Origin of the sequence: Streptomyces sp. SLBN-31 (genome assembly GCF_006715395.1) — a bacterium.
GTDB lineage: Bacteria > Actinomycetota > Actinomycetes > Streptomycetales > Streptomycetaceae > Streptomyces.
Genome location: NZ_VFNC01000001.1, coordinates 1,614,898 through 1,635,937, shown reverse-complemented (window position 1 = coordinate 1,635,937; position 21,040 = coordinate 1,614,898). Strand labels below are relative to the sequence as shown.

The window sequence follows — 21,040 nt, the reverse complement described above, 5'->3', positions numbered from 1 at the left end:
ACGACCCACGCGCGACCCACAATCGACACCCTTTTTTCACAACTGCCTTGACCCTCGAAAGTAACCACGGGTAACTTCCTCGCTGGCTACTGCGGAGTACGAGAAAGCCCTTCCACCCGCCGGGAGTTGGGAGGTGCCGTGCGTCCGCAGGCTGTCCGCGCCAGGACAACGCGCCGCTGACGCCCAACCCGCACTGACTATGCACATGGGAGCAGAAATGGCCTCGTCCCCGGACGTCACCTCGTCCGCCGACCTCACCCCCGAGAACCCCGAAAGCGGTTCCTCGTCCGAGCCCGCCAGACGCGGCCGGGTTCGCGCCCGCCGCGCCGCGGTGATGGCGGTGCCCGCCGTCGCCGCCCTCGCCGGCCTCGGCATCCTCACCGCCCAGGGCGCCCTGGGGGTGTCGTTCTCGATTTCCGGCATGCCCTTCACCGTCACCGCCAAGTCGCTGGACGGCACCGGCTTCGAGCAGTTCGGCGCGCTCGACAGCATGATCGACAACAGCCCGAACGCGGGCGACACCGGCGGTCAGGTCCTGGTCGTGACCTCCGCGATCAAGAACGCGACGCTGGACAGCCTCTGCCAGAGCGTGGACCTGGGCGGCACGAACCTGCTCATCACGGCGGGCAGCGGCTCCTCGAAGGTGCAGGCGAGCAACCTGACCACCGACTCGACGCAGCTGACCGGTGACGCCTCGTTCAACAACATCGAGATCGGCAACGACGCGAGCACCCTCACCAAGGCCGGGGTCAAGGGTCCGGCGGGCGTCTTCAGCCAGCAGGCCGACACCGTTCACATCGACAACCTGCGGCAGACCAACTACGCCACCACCGCCGGTGTGTTCAAGCTTCCGGGCCTCAAGCTCCGGTTCAGCGACTCGGGTTGCTGATGTCGGGCTCCCCGAAGCAAGGGTTCGGTCCCGCCTTCCGTCGCTGGAGGGCGGGCCGGCCGTTCTGGGGCGGGCTGCTGCTCACCCTGGGCGGGGCGGAGATCCTGCTCACCGAGAAGGCCTCGCTGAAGGTCATCATGCACATCGGCATGCAGGGTCTGGCCGGCTATCTGCTGCCGGTCGTGATGGTGCTGTGCGGGCTGCTGGCGCTGCTCAGCCCCGGTCAGCGCCTGTTCTACTCGATCATCGGCGTCATGTCCTCGCTGGGCACGTGGCTCACCTCGAACCTGGGCGGCTTCTTCATCGGCCTGCTCCTGGGTGGGGTGGGCAGCTGCCTGGTCTTCGGCTGGCTGCCCGACCAGGAACCGCGCCGCAGCCGCCGGCAGTGCCGGAAGGACACGGCGGCCGCCACGGAATCGGGGGCGACCGCGGAGGCGGTCCAGGTGCCGTAGCAGGGCCGCGGAACCGCCGCCGAACAGCCGTAGGACACACGTGCAGGCCGACCCGGAGTCGTGTACCGGGTCGGCCTGCACGTGTGCGTGTGAGCGGGCGGCGGCTCAGGAGGCCGCGGCCCCCTTGCCGACCTCCGTCGGCTCCACGAGCGTCTGCGCGGGTGCCGCGGCGGGGCTCTCGTCCTTCATCGCCTTCGCCTCGCTCTTGAGGATGCGCATCGACTTGCCCAGGGCGCGGGCGGTGTCGGGCAGCTTCTTCGAGCCGAAGAGCACGATCACGACGATGGCCACGATCAGCAGGTGCCAGGGTTCCAGTCCGTTGCGGAGCATGCCGCACCCTCCCTTTCCTCAACTACGTCAACGTCGGCGAAGGACGGTCGGCGTTGCCCGCACACCCGTCAACGGTTGCCACTTTGCGCAACTGTACAACCATGGGGCGGGTGCGCCGAGCCTCCCTCTCAGCCGTGCCGTCGCTCGTACCAGGCCCTGGCCGCGAGCAGGGCCAGCGCGTACAGGGCGAGTACGACGGTGAGCAGGACGTGGTAGGCGGCGGGCAGGGCCGTCAGGCCGAGGGCCGCGCCGAGCGGGCTGAGCGGCAGCAGCAGGCCCACGGCCGCGAGGCCGGTGGCGGACCAGCCGATCGGACCGGGCGCGCGGCCCTCGGCGAGACGCCGGCCGGTGCGCAGCAGGAGCATCACCAGGGCCTGGGTGAGGAGGTTCTCGGTGAACCAGGCCGACTGGAAGACGGGGGCGTCGTCCACCGCCTCGGTACCGGGCAGGGCGAGTGCGAGGACGGCGAAGGTTGCGAGGTCGGCGACGGCGTTGAGAACGCCGAAGCCGGTGATGAACCTCAGGAAGGCCCGGGGTCGGAGGCCGGCCGGGCGGCGCAGGGCGGCGGGGCCGGGGCGGTCGTGGGCGAAGGCGAGCTGGGCGGCGTCGAAGCAGAGGTTCTGCACCAGCACCTGGGCCGGGAGCATCGGCAGGAACGGCAGCAGCAGGCCTGCCGCGAGCATCGCCAGGACGTTGCCGAGGTTGGAGGAGAGCGTCACACGCAGGTACGAGGCGATGTTGCCGCTGCTGTAGCGGCCCGCGGTGACCGCGTGCCCGATCGCCGTGAAGTCCTTCGCCGCGAGCACGACGTCGGCGCTCTCCCGGGCGACGGCCACGGCGTCCCGCGGCGCGATCCCGACGTCCGCCGCCCGCAGCGCGGGCACGTCGTTGACGCCGTCCCCGAGAAACCCGACGGTGTGCCCGGCGGCCCGCAGCCCGGCGACGACACGGGCCTTGTCGGCGGGGGTGCAACGGGCGACCACGACGGTGGAGCACCCGGGGGACTTCTCGCCGACGGCGGCTGACACGCGTTCTGCGGCCCGCAGGGGTTCTCGGGTCCCGAGGGCCCCGACGGCGGCTGACACGCGTTCTGCGGCCCGCAGGGGTTCTCGGGTCCCGAGGGCCCCGACGGCGGCTGACACGCGTTCTGCGGCCCGCAGGGGTTCTCGGGTCCCGGGGGCGGTGCCGTCGGCGGCCGCCCCGAAGACGTTCCGGGCCACGGCGGCGTCCCCTGCGGCCGCTCCCGGGACGTCCGCGACCACACAGGCCGCCCCGGCGGCCGGTCCCGACCCGTCCGCGGCCACCGCCGTTTCCCCGGGGCCCGCTCCGAAGACGGCTGACACCACGCCGGCGTTTTCGGCGGACGGGTCCAGGACGTCCGTCGCGATGTGTACCCGCCCCGGGTTCAGGCCCAGGTCCCGGCAGACGCGGGTCGTCGTCGCGGGGTGGTCGCCCGTCAGGATGTGTACGGCGACGCCTCGGGCGGCCAGGTCGCGCACTGCCTCGGCCGCGCTCGGGGCGAGGGCGTCGCGGAAGGTCACGAAACCGCGGAAGTCCAGGTCCCGTTCGTCGGCGGGCGTGCGGTCGCGGGGACGGACGGGGCGCTGCCTGGTGGCGACGGCGAGCAGTCGTAGCCCCGACTCGGCCTCGCGGGCGGCGAGGGCGAGCACCCGGTCGCGCTCCCCGGGGGCCGTGGCGCACCGGTCGAGCACGGCCTCCACGGCGCCCTTGACCACGACGGTGTGAGTGCCGGGGCCGGGACCCCGTACGACCGCGGTGGCCAGGCGCCGTACCGGGTCGAAGGGGACGGCGCCCACCCCGTCGTACTCCTCGCCGGCCGCGCCCGCCGCCCGCAGCAGCGCCTCGTCGAGGGTGTCCGGGGCGGGGAGATCGGCGAGCTGCAGGCCCCACCAGGCGCCCACGGCCGCCCAGCGCAGGACGTCGGGGTCGTCGTGGCCGGCCGGGCCGAGGGAGCGTACGACGACCGGCCGGTCCTGGGTGAGCGTGCCGGTCTTGTCGACGCACAGGACGTCGACCGCGCCCAGGTCGTGCAGCGCGGGCAGGCGTTTGACGATCACGTCGTGGCGGCGGGCGAGCAACGCCGCCCCGCGGGCCAGGCAGGTGGTGACGATCACGGGCAGCATCTCGGGCGTGAGCCCGACGGCCACCGCGACGGCGAACGGCAGCGTCTCCAGCCCCCGCCCGCGCAGGGCGGCGCCCGCCATGAGCACCAGCGGCGGCGTCAGCAGCATGAACCGGATCAGCACCCAGGAGATGCCGTGCACGGAACGGTCGAAGGAGCCGGCCTCCGGCGGCACCGTCCCACCGGAGCGGCCGGCGCGCCGTCGCGGTGCCGCCCGCGGTCCGGCGTCGTGGGCGGCACCCAGCCGGGTGCGCGGACCGGTCTCGAGGACGACGGCGGTGGCGCTGCCCGTCGCGACGCCGCTGCCCTGGTAGCACAGGTGGGGCTCGTCGAAGGGGCCGTCGGCCGCAGCGGCGGGTGTCTCGGTGGCGGACTTGGCGACCGGCGTGCTCTCTCCGGTGAGCGCGGCCTGGTGCACGGTGAGACCACGGGAGCGCAGCAGCCGTACGTCCGCGGGGACGAGGTCGCCGGGACCGAGCCGGATCACATCGCCCGGGACCAGTTCGGTGACGGGTGTCTCGCGGGCCGCCGGTCCGCCCTCGCCGCGCCGCAGCACGGTGGCGGTGCCGGCGACCAAGCCGCGCAGCGCGGCCATCGACCGGTCGGCCCGGTGCTCGCCGCTCGCCCGTAGCACACAGCTGACGGCGACCAGGGCGAGGATGACGGCGGCGGTGCCCCAGGAGGCGACGGCGGCTGACACCAGGCCGAGGACGAGCAGTACGGCGGTGAAGGGGTCCCGCAGACCGCGCGCGCACCGGCGCGCCCAGGAGGGTGCGCGCAGTTCGGGCAGCGTGTTCTCGCCGACCTCGGCCAGCCGGGCCGCGGCCTCGGCGTCGGTCAGCCCGCGCGGGCCGGTCTCCAGGTGCCGCAGCACCTGCAGCCGGGTGCCGGCGGCGGGCTCAGAGGCCACGGAGGCGGGGCACCGGGATGTCGCCCTCCCGGCCGGCGAGCCGGTCCACCATGAGCCGTACGACGTCCACGACGTCCGGGTCGTCGACCAGGTACACCTGGCGCCGGCCCTCGCGGCGGGCACGGACCAGACCGGCCAGCTTGAGCTTGGTCAGGTGCTGGCTGACCGCGGGCAGCGCGCCGCCGACCCGCTCGGCGAGCCCGGTCACATCGCTCTCGCCCTGCGCCAGCGCCCACACGATGTGCAGCCGGGCGGGCGAGGCCAGCAGCCCGAAGGCCGCGGCCGCGCGGTCGAGCACGTCGGCGGAGGGGTCCTCGAAGCCACTGCCGGCTGCCGCCACGTCGTCGCTCTCCTGTCCGGGTCCCTGTCGTACGAACCGCACCAGTTTAGGCGCCGCGCCCCCGCCCACCGGCCCTCGGCGATGGCCGGAAACCGCTCCGGCCGGATGGCATTCGACTGCAAACGGTCTGACGCGGTAAGCAAACATCACGAAGCGGGAGCAGTAACTCACTGAAAGTGGCTGCTCACTTGACTACCGGCGGTCACACGCGATTGGCTCCGGCCAGCGAGAGTCGCCTGGACGGTCTACGACCCCTCGGACGTCGTCCAAAGCCGTGCTCGCGCTGTTCCTCCAGCTCGGCCGCACAGCGAGGTGCCGCACTTCGATGAAGACTCCTCCCCCACCGTCTGCCTCCCACAGACCGGTTCGCCTCGCGGCCCTGGCCGTGGTCGCCGGGCTGCTCGTGGCGGGCTGTTCAGCCTCCGGCGACCGGTCGGAATCCACCGCCGACTCCGTCGGCAAGGCGGGCGGCAGCTCCCGTATCAAGATCACCATGGTCACGCACGGCGCGAAGGGCGACGCCTTCTGGGACCTGGTGCGCAGGGGCGCCGAGGCGGCCGCGGCCAAGGACGGCGTGGACCTGACCTACGCCAGTGACCCCGACACGGCCGGCCAGGCCGAACTGGTGCGCGACGCGGTCCGCAACAAGGCCGACGGCATCGCCGTGACCCTGGCCAAGCCGCAGGCGATGAAGGCGCCGATCGCCGCGGCCCGGGCGGCGGACATACCCGTGGTCGGCATCAACTCCGGTATCGACTCCTGGCAGTCCGAGGGGCTGCTGGAGTACTTCGGCCAGGACGAGAGCGTGGCCGGCCAGGCCGTCGGCAACAAGCTGGACGCCCTGAAGGTCAAGCACGCCCTGTGCGTCATCCACGAGCGCGGCAACGTCGCCCTGGAGGCCCGCTGCGCCGGCGTGAAGAAGACCTTCGGCGGCCGGACCGAGAACCTCTATGTGGAGGGCACCGACGCCACCGCGACCACCGCCGTGATCACCGCCCGGCTGCGGCAGGACCCGACGATCGACGAAGTGGTCACCAACGGCGCCCAGTTCTCGCTGCTCGCCGTCAAGTCGGTGCGGGCGTCGGGGAGCCGGGCCAAAGTCGCCACCTTCGACCTCAACAAGGACCTGGTCGAGGCCGTCCAGAAGGGCAGCGTCCAGTTCGCCGTGGACCAGCAGCCGTATCTGCAGGGCTACCTCGCGGTGGACGGGCTGTGGCTGTACCGGACCAACGGCAACATCAGCGGCGGCGGTGTCTCCCCCGTGCTCACCGGACCGGCGTTCGTGACGAAGGCGAACGTGGCGACGGTCGCCAAGTTCGCGGCGGGCGGCACCCGCTGAGGGGCCGCCGCGCGACACTTCACGGCTCATTGTCCCGAAAGATTCTTCGGGCCCGTGGCTCATGCGGTCACTTGTACGGATAGCATCCTGTGCACCCCTTCTCTCCCCCGCTCACGGCCACCCCCGTAGCCCGCTCTCCTCTCCGCTCCCGCTGATCGCCTAGGACGACGATGTCTCCACGGACAGGTGCCCGGCCCCGCCGTCTCGGCTCCATACGTCTCTCCCTGATCCTGCTGGCCCTGGTGCCCAGCGTCACGCTCGCCGCCATGTGGGGCGTGACGACGACGCAGATGTTCACCGAGGGCCTGCGGCTGCGCGGACAGACCCAGCTGAGCCGGTCCACCGGCGCCATGGGCACCGAGGCCACACTCGCGCTGCAGCGGGAGCGCAGCCTGTCGGCGGCCTGGCTGGCCGGCGACCCGCGCGGCTCCCGGGCCGCCCTGGAGGCGCAGCGCCGGGCCACGGACAAGGCGGTCGCCAAGCTGGTCGGCCAGTCCGACGCGATCAACAAGGCGCCCGCGCGCATCTCGGACCGGCTGTACTCGGTGCTCGGCTCGGTCGGCAGCCTCGAGTACTACCGGGGGCAGGTGGACAAGCCGACCGACATCACCTCCGCGCAGGCGCTCGGCCAGTACGGCTCGATCATCGACGACCAGATCCACGCCTTCCAGGAACTGTCCCAGGTCGACGACGGCGACCTCACCTCGCAGGCCGGCCCGCTGGTCGCGCTGGAGCACGCGGCGGAGGTGGTCGCGCAGGAGGACGCGCAGCTCACCCTGGCCTGGCCGACGGGGAAGCTGACGGAGAAGCAGTGGGCGGCGTTCTCCCAGCTGGTCGCCACCCGGCGCTGGCTGGTGGAGGACCAGATCGTGCCCTCGCTGCAGGGCGGCGCGAAGACCGAGACCGAGCGGATCCTGCAGAGCCCGGAGTGGCGGAGCGTGCAGGACATCGAGGACCAGGTGCTCGCCGCCCGGCCCGGCGCCGACGGCAGGGCCGCGCTGCCCGACGCGCGGGACAGGTGGGCGGCCGCCTTCGCCACGGTCGGCGACGAGTACGGGCGGATGATCCGGTCGCAGACGTCGGTCCTGCTCGACCGCAGCGCCGACAAGGCGCACAACCTGCTGCTGACCGCCGCCTCACTGAGCGCGGGCGGACTGATCGCGCTGCTGCTGTGCGTCGGCATGTCCTGGCGGATCACCCGCTCGCTGTCGCGGCGGCTGCGGGGCCTGCGGGAGGCCACCCTCAGCCTGGCCGAGGAGCGGCTGCCGGACGTGGTGGCGCGGCTGGACCGGGGGGAGAAGGTCGACGCGGACGAGGCGACACCGCCGCTGGACTACGGACGGGACGAACTCGGCCAGGTGGCGCGGGCGTTCAACAAGGCACAGCGGACCGCGGTGCACACCGCCGTCGAACTCGCCGACACCCGGCGCGGGTTCCAGAAGGTCATCCTCGGTATCGCGCGGCAGTCGCAGAACCTGGTCAACCTCCAGCTCACCAAGCTGGACACGCTGGAGCGGGAGCACACCGACCCCGACGTCCTCAAGGGTCTGTACGAACTGGACTCCACGGCCAGCCAGTTGCGGCGGTACGAGGAGAACCTGGTCATCATCAGCGGTGAGCAGCCGCGGCGCAGCTGGCGGGAGCCGGTCGCGCTGATCGACATCATGCGCAGCGCGGTCGGCGAGGTCGCCGAGTACGCGCGCGTGGAGGTGCACACCGACGAGGACGTGTACCTGGCGCCGCCGGCCGTGGCCGACGTGATCCATCTGCTGGCCGAGCTGATCGACAACGCGACCGCGTACTCCCCCGCGCCGGCGCCGGTGTCCGTGCGGGCGGCGCTGGTCGCCAAGGGGCTCGCCGTGGAGATCGAGGACCGCGGGCTCGGCATGTCCGAGGAGGACTACGCCTCCTTCAACGAACAGCTGGCGGTGGAGCCCCAGTTCGACGTCGTCGCGCTCGCGGACGACCTGCGTCTGGGCATGTTCGTCATCGCCCGCCTCGCCACCCGCCACGGCATCGCCGTCACCCTGCGCCCGTCGCCGTACGGCGGCACGACGGCGATCGTCCTGATTCCGCACGACGTCGTCGTACGGGAAGCGCCGGAGCCCGGCACCTCGGACGCGGCCCCCGGCCGCGCGCGCCACGGGAGCGCCGGGACCGACACGGCGTACGACACGGCCGGCTTCGCGGACGGGGAACACACCCGCGCGGCCGAAACCGGCCCGTCGGCCGAGCCGGACCACACGGCGCCCCCGTCCCCGGGCACCGCCCGCCCGGCCGAGACGACGGACACGGGCATCCGGGCGGCCGACACCACCGGATACAGGGAGGACGCCTCGCCCGCCGAGGCCACCGGATACACGGAAGGCGCATGGCACGCCCGGGACTCCGAGCAGACGGGCACGGCCGAACGCCCGGCGGGCGCCGGACAGACGGGGAGCACCTGGCCCGCACAGGCCACCCGCAACGCGGAAGACTCCTGGCACGCCGGAGACCCCGAGCACACGGGCACGGCCGAACGCCCGGCGGGCGCCGCGCGTTCGGGGAACGCCGACGGCGGGGCGGACGGCGAGCGCGGGCAGGCAGATACCGGGCGCGGGCGTTTCGGCGACCTCGGTGACCTCGGAGACCTCGGTGACCTCCCTACATTCGGCGGCCCGGACGGCGTGGCCGACCGCGCCGAGCGCGGAACGCAGGGCGCGCACGACACGGACACCGATCCCGGGCCGGACGCGGAAGTGCCCGACCGCGGGCGTCTGGACAGACTCACGGCGTACAGCAACCGGCTGGCGAGGACCAGACGGATCGAGGAAGCCGTCTGGGCGAGGGACACCCGGGCCAGGGACGGCTGGGCGGCGTCGGGTCCCGGCCGGACGGAAGCGGGCGACCCGGGCCGAGGGGCCGACACCCCGAGCGCGGGCGGAACCGACGGCAGCGATTCCTGGCGCACGGCCGGCGCGGACGGAGGCCCGGGCGCAGGCGCTCCCGCGCGGGGCGGTGAGGCCGGAGGGGGCCGTCGGCCCGGCTGGCCGGGGGGTTCGGGGCGGCGTCCGGGGCTCGCCCCCTTGCCCCGCCGTGTCCCGCAGTCCAGTCTGGCCGCCGAGTTGCGTGAGGACCTGTCGGGCGAAGAGGAGGGGCAGGCCGGTGAGTTCACCGCGGAACGCGCCGCCTCCTCGCTCGGCGGCTTCCAGCGCGGCACGCTCCGGGCGCGTGACGACGACGCCGGGGCCCACGACGACCGGGAGGAGAACCCCGTACCGCAGGACCAGGCAGAACCGGACGCCGGGCCCGCCGACACAGGCGCCGGCACTCATACGCCCCCGCCCGCCGACCGCTGACGAAGGACACGTCATGACACGCCCCATCCCCGCCACCCACACCCAGCTCGACCAGTTGCTCACCGGACTGGTGGAGCGGGTCGCCGAGGTGAACCACGCCGTGGTGCTCTCCGAGGACGGCCTCGTCGTCAGCAAGTCCACGGGGTTCCTGCGCGACGACGCCGAGCGGCTCGCCGCCACCGCCTCCGGGCTGATGAGCCTCAGCAAGGGCGTCAGCATGGACTTCCGCGGCGGTCCGGTCCGCCAGGCGCTGATCGAGATGGCCAACAGCTTCCTGATCCTCACCTCGGCCGGCCCCGGCGCCCACCTGGTCGTTCTGACCAGCGCGGGCGCCGACGTGGGCGTGGTGGCGTACCAGATGAACATGCTGGTCAAGAAGATCGGTGAGCACCTCAGCGCGGCGCCGCGGGCCGGCATCGGCCCCACCGTCGACTCCGGCGCGTGAGGTGGCCGGAGGCGACACGGCAGGCCGTCTCGTACGACCGTTCGCGCTGACCGGCGGACGCACCCGGCCGAGCCGTGCCGACTTCACGCTCATCACGACGGTGACCGCGGTGGACCCGCCGCCGACCTGGGCCACCCGACCGCAGCCGGAGCAGCAGCGCATCCTGCGCCACTGCGCCGAGCCGATCGCCGTCGCCGAACTCGCCGCTCTGCTGGACCTGCCGGTGAGTGTGATCGTGATCATGCTGTGCGATCTGCTGGAGGCGGGCCGGATCACGCTCCGCCCGCCGCGTCCGGTGTCCCAGAACCCGGATCTGGACCTGCTGCAGAAAGTGAGGGACGGCCTTGGCCGACTCTGACACCGTCACCCGGGCCGCGCCCGACACGGTGAAGATCCTGATCGCCGGCGGCTTCGGCGTCGGCAAGACCACGATGGTCGGCTCGGTCAGCGAGATCGCTCCGCTGCGCACCGAGGAACCGTTGACCGAGGCCGGCCTGGGCGTCGACGACCTCGAGGGCATCGAGGAGAAGAAGGCCACGACGGTGGCCCTGGACTTCGGCCGCATCACCATCGGCGACGACCTGGTCCTGTATCTCTTCGGTACGCCGGGCCAGCAGCGGTTCTGGTTCATGTGGAACGACCTCGCGCTGGGCGCGCTGGGTGCGGTCGTCCTGATCGACGTCCGTCGCCCGGAGAGCAGCTTCGCCGCGATCGACTTCTTCGAGCGCCGGGGCATCCCCTTCGTGGTGGGTGTCAACGGCTTCTACGGCGAACACCCCTATCCACCCGAGGAGATCCGGGACGCCCTGGCCCTGCCGGAGGACGTCCAGGTGCTGCTGTGCGACGCACGGGAGCGCGGCTCGTGCCGGGACGTACTGATCGCCCTGCTGGACCAGTTGATCGCCGCCGCCGTCAACTAGCGCTTTTCAGAACGTAGTTCACTCGTCGGGTCCGGTCCGGGAGGTCCGGACCGACGAGAACCGGCCAAGCGCGACCGTGTGATTGACGCACACGCGTCACATCCCTACCTTCTGATCGGTTTACCGAACCTCGTTCGAAATACCGTCACTTGGCCACCCCAACGCCACCGCACGTACCGGAGCGCCCATGAACGCCAGACCGTCGCACCCTCTCCCCCACCCCTCCCGGCGCCACTTCCTCGGCATGGCCGCGGCCGTCCCGCTGGCGGCGACCGGCGCCCTCGCGCTCGGCGCCGGTACCGCCCGCGCGGCCACCGACTCGGCTTACGTCATGTGCTACTTCACCGAGTCCCCGGACATGCTCGCCGCCGACTACGGCCTGCACCTGGCCGTCAGCACCGACGGCCTGGAGTGGACCCCGCTGAACCAGAACGCCCCGGTGGCCACCCCGACCGCGGGCTCCACCGGTCTGCGGGACCCCTTCATCCTGCGCAAGCAGGACGGCACGTTCGTGGTGCTCGCCACCGACCTCAAGGGCACCGACTGGACCTACGTCAGCCAGTACATCCATGTCTGGGACTCCAGCGACCTGCGCACCTTCACCGGTTACCGGCGGATGAAGCTGCACGACATGAACACCCACAGCTGGGCGCCGGAGGCCTTCTGGGACGCGGGGCGGGGCCAGTACGGCGTGATCTACTCGGCCGTGAACTCAAGCGGCCACAACGTCATCATGGTCAACTACACGAGTGACTTCGTGACCGCCGGCGCCCCGCAGGTCTTCTTCGACCCCGGCTACGACGTCATCGACGGCGATCTGGCCGTCGGCGTGAACGGCGTCAACTACCTCTACTTCAAGAAGAACTCGACACTGGTCGGCGCGAGGTCCACCTCGTTGGACCCGGGCAGCTTCACCGAGTTCAGCACCGCCGTCTCGCACGGCGGCACCGAGGCGCCCACCCTCGTCAAGTCACTGACGTCCGGCTCGACCTGGTACCTGTGGGGCGACACCTGGTCACCGAACGGCGTCTTCTACGCCTGGCAGACCAGCAGTCTGTCCGCCGGCACCTGGACCGCCCTCGACCAGAAGGCGTACACGCAGCCGCTCAACTCCAAGCACTGCGGCATCCAGCCGATCACCGCGACCGAGTACAACAACCTGGTCGCCAGGTGGGGCACCCCGGCCTGGAACCGGCTCAAGTCCTACAACTACCCGGCCCGTTACGTCCGGCACGCCGACTACGTCGGGCGGACCGACGCCTACGCCTTCGACCCGTACACCGACTCGATGTGGAAGCTGGTGCCGGGTCTCGCCGACTCGTCCGGGGTCTCGTTTCAGTCGGTCAACTACCCGACGCGCTACCTGCGGCACTACGACTACCAGTTGCGGCTGGACGTCAACGACGGCACAACGGCGTTCGCCGGGGACGCCACGTTCTACCGGACGGCGGGCCTCGCCGACTCGTCCTGGTCGTCGTTCCGGTCGTACAACTACCCGACCCGCTACATCCGGCACTCCGACTTCGTCCTGCGCATCGACCCGATCTCCAGCGCCACCGACCAGCAGGACGCGACCTTCCGCGTCGGGTACTGAGCGCTGTGGGCGCCCTCCGCCGGGGAGGGCACCCACACCGCACGGATCAGGAGGCCAGCCCCGCCGACTTCAGCCACGCCTTGGCGACGTCCAGCGGGTCCTTGTTGTCGAGCTGGACCTGGGAGTCCAGGTCCAGCAGGGTCTTGGTGTCGAGCTTGGCCGAGACCGCGTTCAGGGCGGAGACGCCGGCCGAGGACAGACCGCTCTTGTATACGAGCGGCTGCACGTTCTCGAACCCGAAGAGGTTCTTCGGGTCCTGCAGGACCACGAACTTCTCCTTGGTGATGTTCGGGTCCGTGGTGAAGATGTCCGCGGCCTGCACGGTGTTCTTCTTCAGCGCCGCCAGGGTCAGCGGGCCGCCTGCGTCCAGCGCCTTGAACGACTTGAACTCCACGCCGTACACGGACTTCAGGCCCACCAGGCCCTGCTGCCGGGTCTGGAACTCCGGCGAGGCGCCGATGGCGAGGTCCTTCGCGACGGCCTTGAGGTCCGCGATGGAGGACTCGGAGGTCAGCTTGTACTTGTCGGCGGTGGCCTTGTTGACCGTCACCGAGTCCTTGTCCTGCGCGGCGGACGGGTCGAGGAGCGTCAGCTTGGAGTCCAGCTTGGCCTCGATGGCCGCCGTGGTGGCCTGAACCGTCTTGGGCGTCGCCTTCGGGTCGAGGTAGGCCAGCAGTGCGCCGTTGTACTCCGGCAGCACGGTGATGGAGCCGTTCTTCAGCAGGCCGTAGGTGGTCTCGCGGCTGCCGATGTTCGGCTTGTAGGTGACCTTGACACCCTTGGCCTTGAGGGCCTCGCCGTAGATGTCGGCGATCAGGATGCTCTCGGCGAAGTTGTTGGAGCCGACGACGACCGTCTTGCCGTCGGACTTGCCCCCGTCGAGGGGGTTGGAGGACTTGTCGTCGGAGGAGCCACATCCCGCCAGCAGGGCCGTGGTCGCGGCGAGCGCGACGGCCGCCGCGGGGTAGCTCTTGATGGACCTGCTGCGTGGGGCGTTGGAAGTCACGATTCCCGTTCCGGACTCGGGGGATTGATGAGGAGCAAGCGCTGCAACTGATCCAATCCAGCCTGTTCTCACTCAGTCAAGAGCGCCCTGGTCACCAATTGGCCTCAATGAGTGATTGGTTGTGAAGGCTGAGTGAACGGACGTCAGTGGAATCGGAGGCGCTTTGTAACGGATTCTTGACGTAGGGCGACACGCTTGATCGTTCGAAGAGGCGGTAGTCTCACCGAAGTTGGCGTCGGTCACAGCGGTATACGGGGGCCGCTTCGGTGTCATCCGCACCATCTTTCACGATCCAGCATCGATCGGAATCGGTCATGCGCGTCTCGCGCGACCGAGGATTCCCTTGTAAGGAGGCTCGGTGTCCACGAACGAGGTGGACGCGCCGCCCCGGTCGGCTCCGCCGCGGCTCAGGCGCGGTCGTCTCCGGCACTTCGCCGACCGGTGGCCGTTCCGGCGAAAGCTCAATCTGCTCGTCGGCATCCCGCTGGCCGTCGTGGCCGTCCTGCTCTCCTACCTCATCGCCGACCAGGTGGGCCAGGCGAGGGACGCGGCGTCGGCGGCCGACCTGGTGCGCAACAGCGAGCAGGTGGCCGGGCTGGTCAACGACCTGGAGAGCGAGCACCAGCTGGCCATCCTGCTGTCCGTACGCTACGAGGCCGGCGGCAAGGGCGTCGAGTCCACCCTCGCCGGCTACCGCAAGGCGCAGGACAAGGTCGACGCACAGATCGTGAAGGTGCGCGAGGCCTTCGGCGACGGGCTGCCGGACGGTGAGGCGCAGGCGCTGAAGGAGGTCGAGGGCCTCACCAGTCTGCGCGGCACGGTCGAGCAGAGCTACCTGCCCGCCAGCAACATCGACCCCGCCTACAACAACGCCGCCAGGACCGTGATCGGCGGGCTCGGCCTGGACCGCAACTCCGAGCTCGCGGCCACCTTCACCGGCAATTTGCTCGACTCCCTGCTGCGGGCCGACGCCGCGCACGGCTCCTTCGAGACCGGCGTGTTCTCCGCGACGACCGGTGACACGAACGCCCAGATCGAGTTCACGACCGCCGTCGGCGCCTACGAGCTCTACAACAACCAGGTCGAGCGGTTCTCCCGGTTCGCCGGCCCGGAGCAGGCCGACGAGCTGTCGGGCGTCGAGCACACCGACGCCATGCGGGAGATCGCCGAGGCGTACGCCGAACTGCAGGTCGCTCCCAGCACGTTGCAGGCCGGTTCCCCGGCCGAGGTCAGGAGGGCGTTCCAGGACGCCCTGGGCGACTACCCCGCCTACCCGCGGCAGGCGGAGGCCCGGCTGAAGATCACCTCTTCGCTGATCGGCCAGATCGCGGACCGCGCCGACGGCGCCCGCAGCGACGCCGCCTGGCGGGCCGGTCTGCTGCTGAACATCGGTCTGCTCGGCTTCGCACTGTGGATCGTGTTCTCCGTCATCGTGCGCCGCTCGGTGGTACGGCCCGTGCAGGCCCTCACCGGTGCCGCGCAGGAGGTCGCCGAGGTGGCCGGCCGTGAACTGGCCCGGGTCGCCGACGACGACGAGGACGACAGCCCGCCGAAGCTGCGCGAGATGCCGGTCACCGCGGACGACGAGATCGGTGAGCTGGCCGAGGTGTTCAACCGGGTGCAGACCACCGCGATCGCGCTCCTGGAGCGGCAGGTGCTCAGCAGGCGCAACGTGGCCGAGATGTTCGGCAACGTCGGGCGCCGGGTCAGCAACCTGACGGCACGTCAGTTGTCGTTGATCGACGCGGTGGAGCGCGGCGAGACGGACCCGGCGCTGCTCGAACGCCTCTACTCCATCGACCACATCGCCGTTCGTCTGCGGCGCAACGCGGACAGTCTGATGCTGCTGGCCGGCATCCGCGAGACCGTCCTCGACTCGGGGCCGACGGCGCTGACCAACGTCGTACGCGCGGCGCTCGGTCAGATCGAGGGCTTCCGGCGGGTGCAGCTGCACGCGCGCACCGAGGTCATGGTGGAGCCCGACATCATCGGCGACCTCACCCTGATGGTGGCCGAACTCCTGGAGAACGCGGTGTCGTTCTCGCCCGCCGGCAGCCCGGTCGAGGTGTACGTCCGTGACACCTCGGCGGCGGAGGCCGCGGGCGGCGCGACGATCGTGGTCGCCGACCACGGCCTGGGCATGGGCGCCGACCGGCTCGCCGAGGAGAACGCCCGTCTCATCCGCCGTGAGCGGCTGGACGTGGTGCCGACGAAGGTGCTCGGCCTGTTCGTGGTGGGCACGCTGGCCCGCCGCTGGGGCATCGGCGTCGCCCTGTCCCGCACGCCGGGCGGCGGTGTGACGGCGGAGGTGTCGGTGCCGCCCTCGCTGCTGCTGGCGATGAGCCCGGTGGGGACCGCCGCCGGTGCGGCGAGGACACCGGCAGCCGTCGACCGGGCCACCGCTTCCGGGGCGCCGACGGAGACGGCCGCCGCCCGCACGGCGGTCGCCGAAGCCCCGGACACCGCCCGCGGGTTCGCCGAACCGCCGCTTCCCGGCACGCCCGCCGGCCCGCGCCGGGCGGCCGTCACCCGGGACAACACTACGCGCGACGGCCACCCCGGCCCGCTCCCCCGCCGAGTCCCCCGCAGGGACCCGGACCCCGCGGATCCGGAGCCCGTCGCGGACACGACGCCCGGAACCGGACCGGCTCCGATTGCCCACTCGGTGTCCGCCGACACGGCGCAGGACGAGGAGAGGCCCTTCGTGCCGCGGGCCCGTGGGGAAGCCGAGGCCGGTGTGGTGCACGCTCGGCCCGAGGACACCACCCCCACCCACTCGGGCGAGGCAGGCCGGGCGGTATCGTCCTTCGAGGTCAGGCCGGACGAGACAGCGCTGTCCGACCGGTCGGCCGGCGACTCCCCCCGTCCTCTGCGCCGCCGCGTGCGCGGTGCCACCCTGCGTACGACCGTCGACGCCGCCGCCCAGTACGCGGCCCGGCAACCCGCCCGCCCCGCCGACGCGGCAGCCGTCCGGGACGCCCTCGACGAGTTCGAGGCGGCCGTGGAACGCGCCAACCGCGACAGCCGTGCCCCGGACGACGACGACCGCCCCGGCGGATCCGCCCCGCGTCCGACCACCGACCCGCACCACCAGAACCACCTCCCGGAAGGAGCCGAGCAGTGAGTACGTCGACAGGTGACACTCCCCCCGCGGGAGCCACCACGCCGGCCGAACTGCAGGCCGCCGCAGCCGACTTCACCTGGCTGCTCAACCGTTTCGCGACCGAGACCGCGGGCGTCGTCGACGCCATCGCGGTGTCGTCCGACGGGCTGCTCATCGCGGTGTCCGAGCTGCGCGAGCACGCCGACTCCGAGCGGCTGGCCGCGATCGTCTCCGGCATCACGTCCCTGGCCGCCGGCGCCTCCGGCAACTACGGCCTGGGCGGCCTCAACAAGGTCATCATCGACCTGGAGGGCGGCCATGTCCTGGTCTCCGCCATCGGCAGCGGCGCCGTCCTCGGCGTCGTCACCGACAAGGAGGCCAAGCTCGGCAACATCGCCTACGAGATGACGCTGTTCGCCAACCGGGCCGGCAGCGCGCTCAGTCCCCAGCTCGTGCTCCAGCTCAAGAACAGCGTCGGCGCCGCGTCCGCGCGCTGACCGGTCGCCGGTCCGAAGCCCTCGGCCGAGGGCGCGGTCGAGGAGGAAGAAGACACCCCATGCCGGACGGCTCCCCACCGCCGGACGGTCCGGAACCGGTCGGTCCCGCCCCCGCCGTACGGCCGTTCCTGGTCACCGCCGGCCGGGTCGCGCCCACCGCGTCCGGCCGGCCGGTGCCGGTGGAGACCCAGGTGGTGGCCACCGCCGAGGGTCTCGCCGAACTCGACGACCTCACCTTCGAGCAGTACGACATCGTCGCCGCCTGCCGGCAGCCGCAGTCCGTCGCCGAACTCGCGGCCCGGCTCAGGCTGCACCTCAACGTCGTACGGGTCCTCGCCGAGGACCTGCGCGCCGCCGGACTCCTGGCGGTGCACGTCCCCGACACCGGCGTCATCCACGACGCCACCGTCCTGCGCAGGGTCATCGACGCCCTGCGTGCCATCCCCGACTCCCGAGGGGTACTGCGTGACTCCGACTGAACCGGCCGCCCCCGTCGCGGCCGCTCCGGTGGCCGCCGTACGACCGCCGCTGCCGGTCAAGATGGTGATCGCGGGCGGCTTCGGCGTGGGCAAGACCACCGCCGTGGGCTCCATCTCCGAGATCGAGCCGCTGACCACCGAGGCCGCCATCACGGAGGTCGCGGCGGGCGTGGACGACCTCAGCCACACCCCGAGCAAGACCACCACCACCGTGGCGATGGACTTCGGCTGCATCACCATCGACCCGACCCTGAAGCTGTACCTGTTCGGCACGCCCGGGCAGGAGCGGTTCGGCTTCATGTGGGACGACATCGTCGAGGGCGCCGTCGGCGGCCTCGTCATCGTCGACACGCGCCGCCTCGACGACTGCTACGCCGCCGTCGACTACTTCGAGCACCGGCAGATCCCGTTCGCGGTCGCCGTCAACGCCTTCGACGGCAAGGTCGAGCACACCCTGGAGGAGGTGCGCTGGGCGCTCGACGTGGCCGAGCGCGTCCCTGTGCTGGTGTTCGACGCCCGCGAGCGAGGCTCGGTCCGGGACGCGCTGCTCGTCGTACTGGAGCTGGCGCTGGCGCGCACGGAGGGCTGACGGACGGGCCCGGGAACGCCGACCCCGGGCCCCGGGGCGTCAGTTGCCGCGGCGCACTCCCGGTGACACCGTGAGCCGCGCCACCAGGCCGAAGAACCCGAGCGTCAGCAGCGCCAGGGCGGCCACCAGGGTCGCGCCGCCCACCACCTTCTGGTAGTTGAGCTGGTAGAGACCGTCCACGATGTACCGGCCGAGGCCGCCGAGGGAGACGTACGCGGCGATCGTCGCCGTGGAGACGATCTGGATGGCCGCCGAGCGCAGGCCGCTGAGGATCAGCGGCAGCGCGACCGGGAGTTCGACCTGGAAAAGGACGCGGGACTCCGACATGCCCATGCCCCGGGCCGCGTCCACCGGAGAGGGGTCGACGGAGCGCACCGCCTCGTAGGTGGTGACCAGGATCGGGGGGACGGCGAGGACGACCAGCGGGATCATCACCGGGGTCAGGCCGAGTCCCAGCAGGACGAACATCAGCACCAGCAGGCCGAAGCTGGGCAGGGCGCGCCCCGCGGTGGCGACCAGGGCGAGGGCGTTGCCGCCGCGGCCGGTGTGGCCGGTGAGCAGGCCGATCGGCAGGCCGATGGCGGCGGCGATGGCCAGCGCGATCAGCGTGTACTGGACGTGCTCGCGCAGCCGGGTGGGGATGCCGTCGTAGCCGTGCCAGTGGGCGCCGTCGCTGAAGAAGGCGTTGACGAGGTGAAGGACGTTCATCGGGCGGCGTCCTCCAGGGCGGCCGTGAGGGGTTCGGGCTCGTCCACGGGGCGTGGCGCACGGCCGCCGCGCGGCATCCACGGTGTCACCAGGATGCGTACGACGACGAGGAGCGCGTCGGCGAGGACGGCGAGGACGGCCGTACCGATGACGGACAGCCAGATCAGGCGGGGCTGGTTGTAGATCTGGCCGTCGTGGAGCAGGTTGCCCAGCGCGCCCTGGTTGCCGATCAGCATGCCGACGGAGACGAGGGAGATGCTGGAGACCGTCGCGATCCGCAGACCGGCGATGATCGCGGGCGCGGCGATGGGCAACTGGACCTGGAAATAACGGCGTACGGGCCCGAGGCCCATCGCGGTGGCCGCGTCGAGCGTCTCCTGCGGCACCGATCGCACACCGTCGACGATCGCGGGGACGAACACCACCAGGCTGTAGACGGCCAGCGGGATCATCACGGTCGTCTCGGTCTGCCCGGTGTAGTCGATCAGCACGACGAAGAAGGCGAGTGAGGGGATGGCGTAGAGGACGGTCGTCACCCACAGCACCGGCGGGTACAACCAGCGCAGCCGCACGCAGAGTTGGGCGATGGGCAGCGCCACCACCAGTCCGACGGCGACCGGGATCAGCGCCTCGCGCAGATGCAGTCCGACCAGACCCCAGTAGGAGTTCTGCAGGTCGCTCGGTATGTCGAACAGCCCGCCGCTCATCCGGCGACCTTCTCGTCGCTGCGGCCCTCGGCGTGGGCGGTGCGGATGGCCTCGCCGATGGCCTGCTGGGACACCACGCCGGTGACCCGGCCGCCGGCGTCCACCGCGACCGCCCAGCCGGTCGGCGACAGGACGGCGCCGTCGAGGGCGGCGCGCAGGGACTCCTTGCCGTGCACGAAGGGCCGCCCGTACGGAAGGAGTCGGGCGGTGTCCACGGCGCCCGCGGTCAGCCGCCCCGGCTCGCTCCAGCCGAGGGGCAGGCCGGCCACGTCGGTGACGAGGAGGTAGGGCACGTCCTTCGAGACGCGGGCGGCGATCTGCTCGGCGGTGGCGTCGACCGCGACGACCGGGGCGGTCAGCAGGTCGAGTCCGGCGGAGGAGAAGAAGGACAGCCGCCTGATGCCGCGGTCGGCGCCGAGGAAGTCCTCGACGAAGGCGTCGGCGGGGTCCGACAGCAGTTCGGCGGGCGGCGCGAACTGGGCGAGGTGGCCGCCGGTGCGCATCACGGCGACCATGGTGCCGATCTTGACGGCCTCGTCGATGTCGTGGGTGACGAAGACGATGGTCTTGCCCAACTCGTCCTGGATGCGCAGCAGTTCGTCCTGCAGGCCCTTGCGGACCACCGGGTCGACGGCGGAGAACGGCTCGTCCATCAGCAGCACCGGCGGGTCCGCGGCGAGCGCCCGTGCGACGCCGACGCGCTGCTGCTGGCCGCCGGAGAGCTGGTAGGGGTAGCGCTTGGCGAGGGAGCCGTCGAGCCCGACCCGCTCCATCAACTCCCGGGCCCGGGCCCGCGCCCTGGTCTTGTCCCAGCCGAGCAGCCGGGGCACGGTGGCGATGTTGTCCACGATCGTGCGGTGCTGGAAGAGACCGGCGTTCTGGATGACGTAACCCATGGACCTGCGCAGCGTGTTCACCGGCTGCTTGGTGATGTCCTTGCCGTCGATGGTGATCGTGCCGGTGCTCGGCTCGATCATCCGGTTGATCATCCGCAGCGTGGTCGTCTTGCCGCAGCCCGACGGTCCGACGAACACCGTGATCGCACGATCGGGTATTTCCAGCGACAGGTTGTCGACCGCCACCGTGCCGTCCGGGTAGCGCTTGGTGACTGAATCTATTCGTATCAAAACGCCGAATACCCTTCGGGTCTGGACCGTTGGAGGCCGAGTCTAGACCCCTATTGTTTCGCCACTTCTGCGGGATCATGGCCGGTTCGCTGTGGTCGACCTGTGAGTTCTCTGATTCTCACTC

The 21,040-nt window shown here is 71.5% G+C and carries 19 protein-coding genes; 12 read left to right on the top strand and 7 right to left on the bottom strand.

The genetic code is table 11. The features are described from left to right. Positions 1 to 217 precede the first annotated feature (217 nt). On the top strand, positions 218 to 889 hold the full coding sequence (locus FBY22_RS07505; RefSeq protein WP_142143441.1) for a DUF6230 family protein: 672 nt from the start codon (positions 218 to 220) through the stop codon (positions 887 to 889). Further along, positions 889 to 1,341, top strand: coding sequence for a DUF6114 domain-containing protein (locus FBY22_RS07500; protein WP_142143439.1), 453 nt, complete (start codon positions 889 to 891; stop codon positions 1,339 to 1,341). The genes FBY22_RS07505 and FBY22_RS07500 overlap by 1 nt, the downstream gene beginning before the upstream one ends. Positions 1,342 to 1,446: 105 nt before the next feature. Here the strand turns inward: FBY22_RS07500 and tatA are convergent, their stop codons facing one another. From tatA to FBY22_RS07480, 3 genes are all read right to left on the bottom strand, one after another. Further along, entirely contained in the window at positions 1,447 to 1,671 is a 225-nt protein-coding gene (tatA, locus tag FBY22_RS07495; protein WP_142143437.1) for a Sec-independent protein translocase subunit TatA, read from the bottom strand. Between the two features lie 128 nt (positions 1,672 to 1,799). After that, on the bottom strand, positions 1,800 to 4,724 hold the full coding sequence (locus FBY22_RS44720) for an HAD-IC family P-type ATPase (RefSeq protein WP_260844738.1): 2,925 nt from the start codon (positions 4,722 to 4,724) through the stop codon (positions 1,800 to 1,802). After that, the gene (locus tag FBY22_RS07480) at positions 4,714 to 5,064 is read right to left on the bottom strand and encodes a metalloregulator ArsR/SmtB family transcription factor (RefSeq protein ID WP_142143435.1); all 351 of its coding nucleotides are present in this window, start codon (positions 5,062 to 5,064) and stop codon (positions 4,714 to 4,716) included. The genes FBY22_RS44720 and FBY22_RS07480 overlap by 11 nt, the downstream gene beginning before the upstream one ends. Before the next feature lie 325 nt (positions 5,065 to 5,389). Here FBY22_RS07480 and FBY22_RS07475 point away from each other — a divergent pair, with 325 nt between their 5' ends. The 6 genes from FBY22_RS07475 (at position 5,390) to FBY22_RS07450 (ending at position 12,700) form a co-directional block, all read left to right on the top strand. Then, positions 5,390 to 6,403 carry a substrate-binding domain-containing protein gene (locus tag FBY22_RS07475; protein WP_142143433.1) on the top strand — a complete coding sequence of 338 codons (1,014 nt, stop codon included), beginning with the start codon at positions 5,390 to 5,392 and terminating at the stop codon, positions 6,401 to 6,403. A 170-nt stretch (positions 6,404 to 6,573) separates the two neighbouring features. Then, positions 6,574 to 9,741: a nitrate- and nitrite sensing domain-containing protein gene (locus FBY22_RS44715; protein ID WP_260844737.1), complete on the top strand. Its 3,168-nt coding sequence runs from the start codon at positions 6,574 to 6,576 to the stop codon at positions 9,739 to 9,741. A 13-nt stretch (positions 9,742 to 9,754) separates the two neighbouring features. Beyond that, entirely contained in the window at positions 9,755 to 10,186 is a 432-nt protein-coding gene (locus tag FBY22_RS07465; RefSeq protein ID WP_142143431.1) for a roadblock/LC7 domain-containing protein, read from the top strand. Between the two features lies 1 nt (position 10,187). Beyond that, a complete protein-coding gene (locus FBY22_RS07460) occupies positions 10,188 to 10,544 on the top strand; it encodes a DUF742 domain-containing protein (protein ID WP_142143429.1) in 357 nt (118 codons plus the stop codon). After that, entirely contained in the window at positions 10,531 to 11,106 is a 576-nt protein-coding gene (locus FBY22_RS07455; RefSeq protein ID WP_142143427.1) for an ATP/GTP-binding protein, read from the top strand. The genes FBY22_RS07460 and FBY22_RS07455 overlap by 14 nt, the downstream gene beginning before the upstream one ends. Positions 11,107 to 11,293: 187 nt before the next feature. Further along, positions 11,294 to 12,700, top strand: coding sequence for a glycoside hydrolase family 43 protein (locus tag FBY22_RS07450; protein ID WP_142143425.1), 1,407 nt, complete (start codon positions 11,294 to 11,296; stop codon positions 12,698 to 12,700). 46 nt (positions 12,701 to 12,746) lie between these two features. On the opposite strand, the gene FBY22_RS07445 is transcribed toward FBY22_RS07450, so the two are convergent. Continuing rightward, complete coding sequence (locus FBY22_RS07445) at positions 12,747 to 13,706, bottom strand: ABC transporter substrate-binding protein (RefSeq protein ID WP_142143424.1); 960 nt, start codon at positions 13,704 to 13,706, stop codon at positions 12,747 to 12,749. Between the two features lie 358 nt (positions 13,707 to 14,064). Between FBY22_RS07445 and FBY22_RS07440 the strand changes: the two genes are divergently transcribed. From FBY22_RS07440 to FBY22_RS07425, 4 genes are read left to right on the top strand one after another with little or no spacing between them, the layout of a single operon-like run. Then, entirely contained in the window at positions 14,065 to 16,830 is a 2,766-nt protein-coding gene (locus tag FBY22_RS07440) for an ATP-binding protein (RefSeq protein WP_142143422.1), read from the top strand. Next, positions 16,827 to 17,306, top strand: coding sequence for a roadblock/LC7 domain-containing protein (locus FBY22_RS07435; RefSeq protein ID WP_058922384.1), 480 nt, complete (start codon positions 16,827 to 16,829; stop codon positions 17,304 to 17,306). Before FBY22_RS07440 ends, FBY22_RS07435 begins: the two co-directional genes overlap by 4 nt. A gap of 59 nt (positions 17,307 to 17,365) precedes the next feature. Continuing rightward, entirely contained in the window at positions 17,366 to 17,785 is a 420-nt protein-coding gene (locus tag FBY22_RS07430) for a DUF742 domain-containing protein (protein WP_142143420.1), read from the top strand. Next, complete coding sequence (locus tag FBY22_RS07425) at positions 17,772 to 18,374, top strand: ATP/GTP-binding protein (RefSeq protein WP_142143418.1); 603 nt, start codon at positions 17,772 to 17,774, stop codon at positions 18,372 to 18,374. Before FBY22_RS07430 ends, FBY22_RS07425 begins: the two co-directional genes overlap by 14 nt. 39 nt (positions 18,375 to 18,413) lie before the next feature. On the opposite strand, the gene FBY22_RS07420 is transcribed toward FBY22_RS07425, so the two are convergent. The 3 genes from FBY22_RS07420 to FBY22_RS07410 are packed head-to-tail and all read right to left on the bottom strand — an operon-like array spanning position 18,414 to position 20,916. Then, on the bottom strand, positions 18,414 to 19,082 hold the full coding sequence (locus FBY22_RS07420; RefSeq protein WP_142143417.1) for an ABC transporter permease: 669 nt from the start codon (positions 19,080 to 19,082) through the stop codon (positions 18,414 to 18,416). After that, entirely contained in the window at positions 19,079 to 19,789 is a 711-nt protein-coding gene (locus FBY22_RS07415; protein WP_142143415.1) for an ABC transporter permease, read from the bottom strand. Before FBY22_RS07415 ends, FBY22_RS07420 begins: the two co-directional genes overlap by 4 nt. Continuing rightward, positions 19,786 to 20,916, bottom strand: a complete 1,131-nt coding sequence (locus FBY22_RS07410) for an ABC transporter ATP-binding protein (RefSeq protein ID WP_142143413.1) — start codon at positions 20,914 to 20,916, stop codon at positions 19,786 to 19,788. Before FBY22_RS07410 ends, FBY22_RS07415 begins: the two co-directional genes overlap by 4 nt. Positions 20,917 to 21,040: the final 124 nt, after the last annotated feature.

Coding starts and splice junctions, on each gene's coding strand:
- FBY22_RS07505 (WP_142143441.1), top strand. CDS start 218: ATGGCCTCGTCCCCGGACGTCACCTCGTCCGCCGACCTCACCCCCGAG.
- FBY22_RS07500 (WP_142143439.1), top strand. CDS start 889: ATGTCGGGCTCCCCGAAGCAAGGGTTCGGTCCCGCCTTCCGTCGCTGG.
- tatA (WP_142143437.1), bottom strand. CDS start 1,671: ATGCTCCGCAACGGACTGGAACCCTGGCACCTGCTGATCGTGGCCATC.
- FBY22_RS07475 (WP_142143433.1), top strand. CDS start 5,390: ATGAAGACTCCTCCCCCACCGTCTGCCTCCCACAGACCGGTTCGCCTC.
- FBY22_RS44715 (WP_260844737.1), top strand. CDS start 6,574: ATGTCTCCACGGACAGGTGCCCGGCCCCGCCGTCTCGGCTCCATACGT.
- FBY22_RS07465 (WP_142143431.1), top strand. CDS start 9,755: ATGACACGCCCCATCCCCGCCACCCACACCCAGCTCGACCAGTTGCTC.
- FBY22_RS07450 (WP_142143425.1), top strand. CDS start 11,294: ATGAACGCCAGACCGTCGCACCCTCTCCCCCACCCCTCCCGGCGCCAC.
- FBY22_RS07430 (WP_142143420.1), top strand. CDS start 17,366: ATGCCGGACGGCTCCCCACCGCCGGACGGTCCGGAACCGGTCGGTCCC.
- FBY22_RS07420 (WP_142143417.1), bottom strand. CDS start 19,082: ATGAACGTCCTTCACCTCGTCAACGCCTTCTTCAGCGACGGCGCCCAC.
- FBY22_RS07415 (WP_142143415.1), bottom strand. CDS start 19,789: ATGAGCGGCGGGCTGTTCGACATACCGAGCGACCTGCAGAACTCCTAC.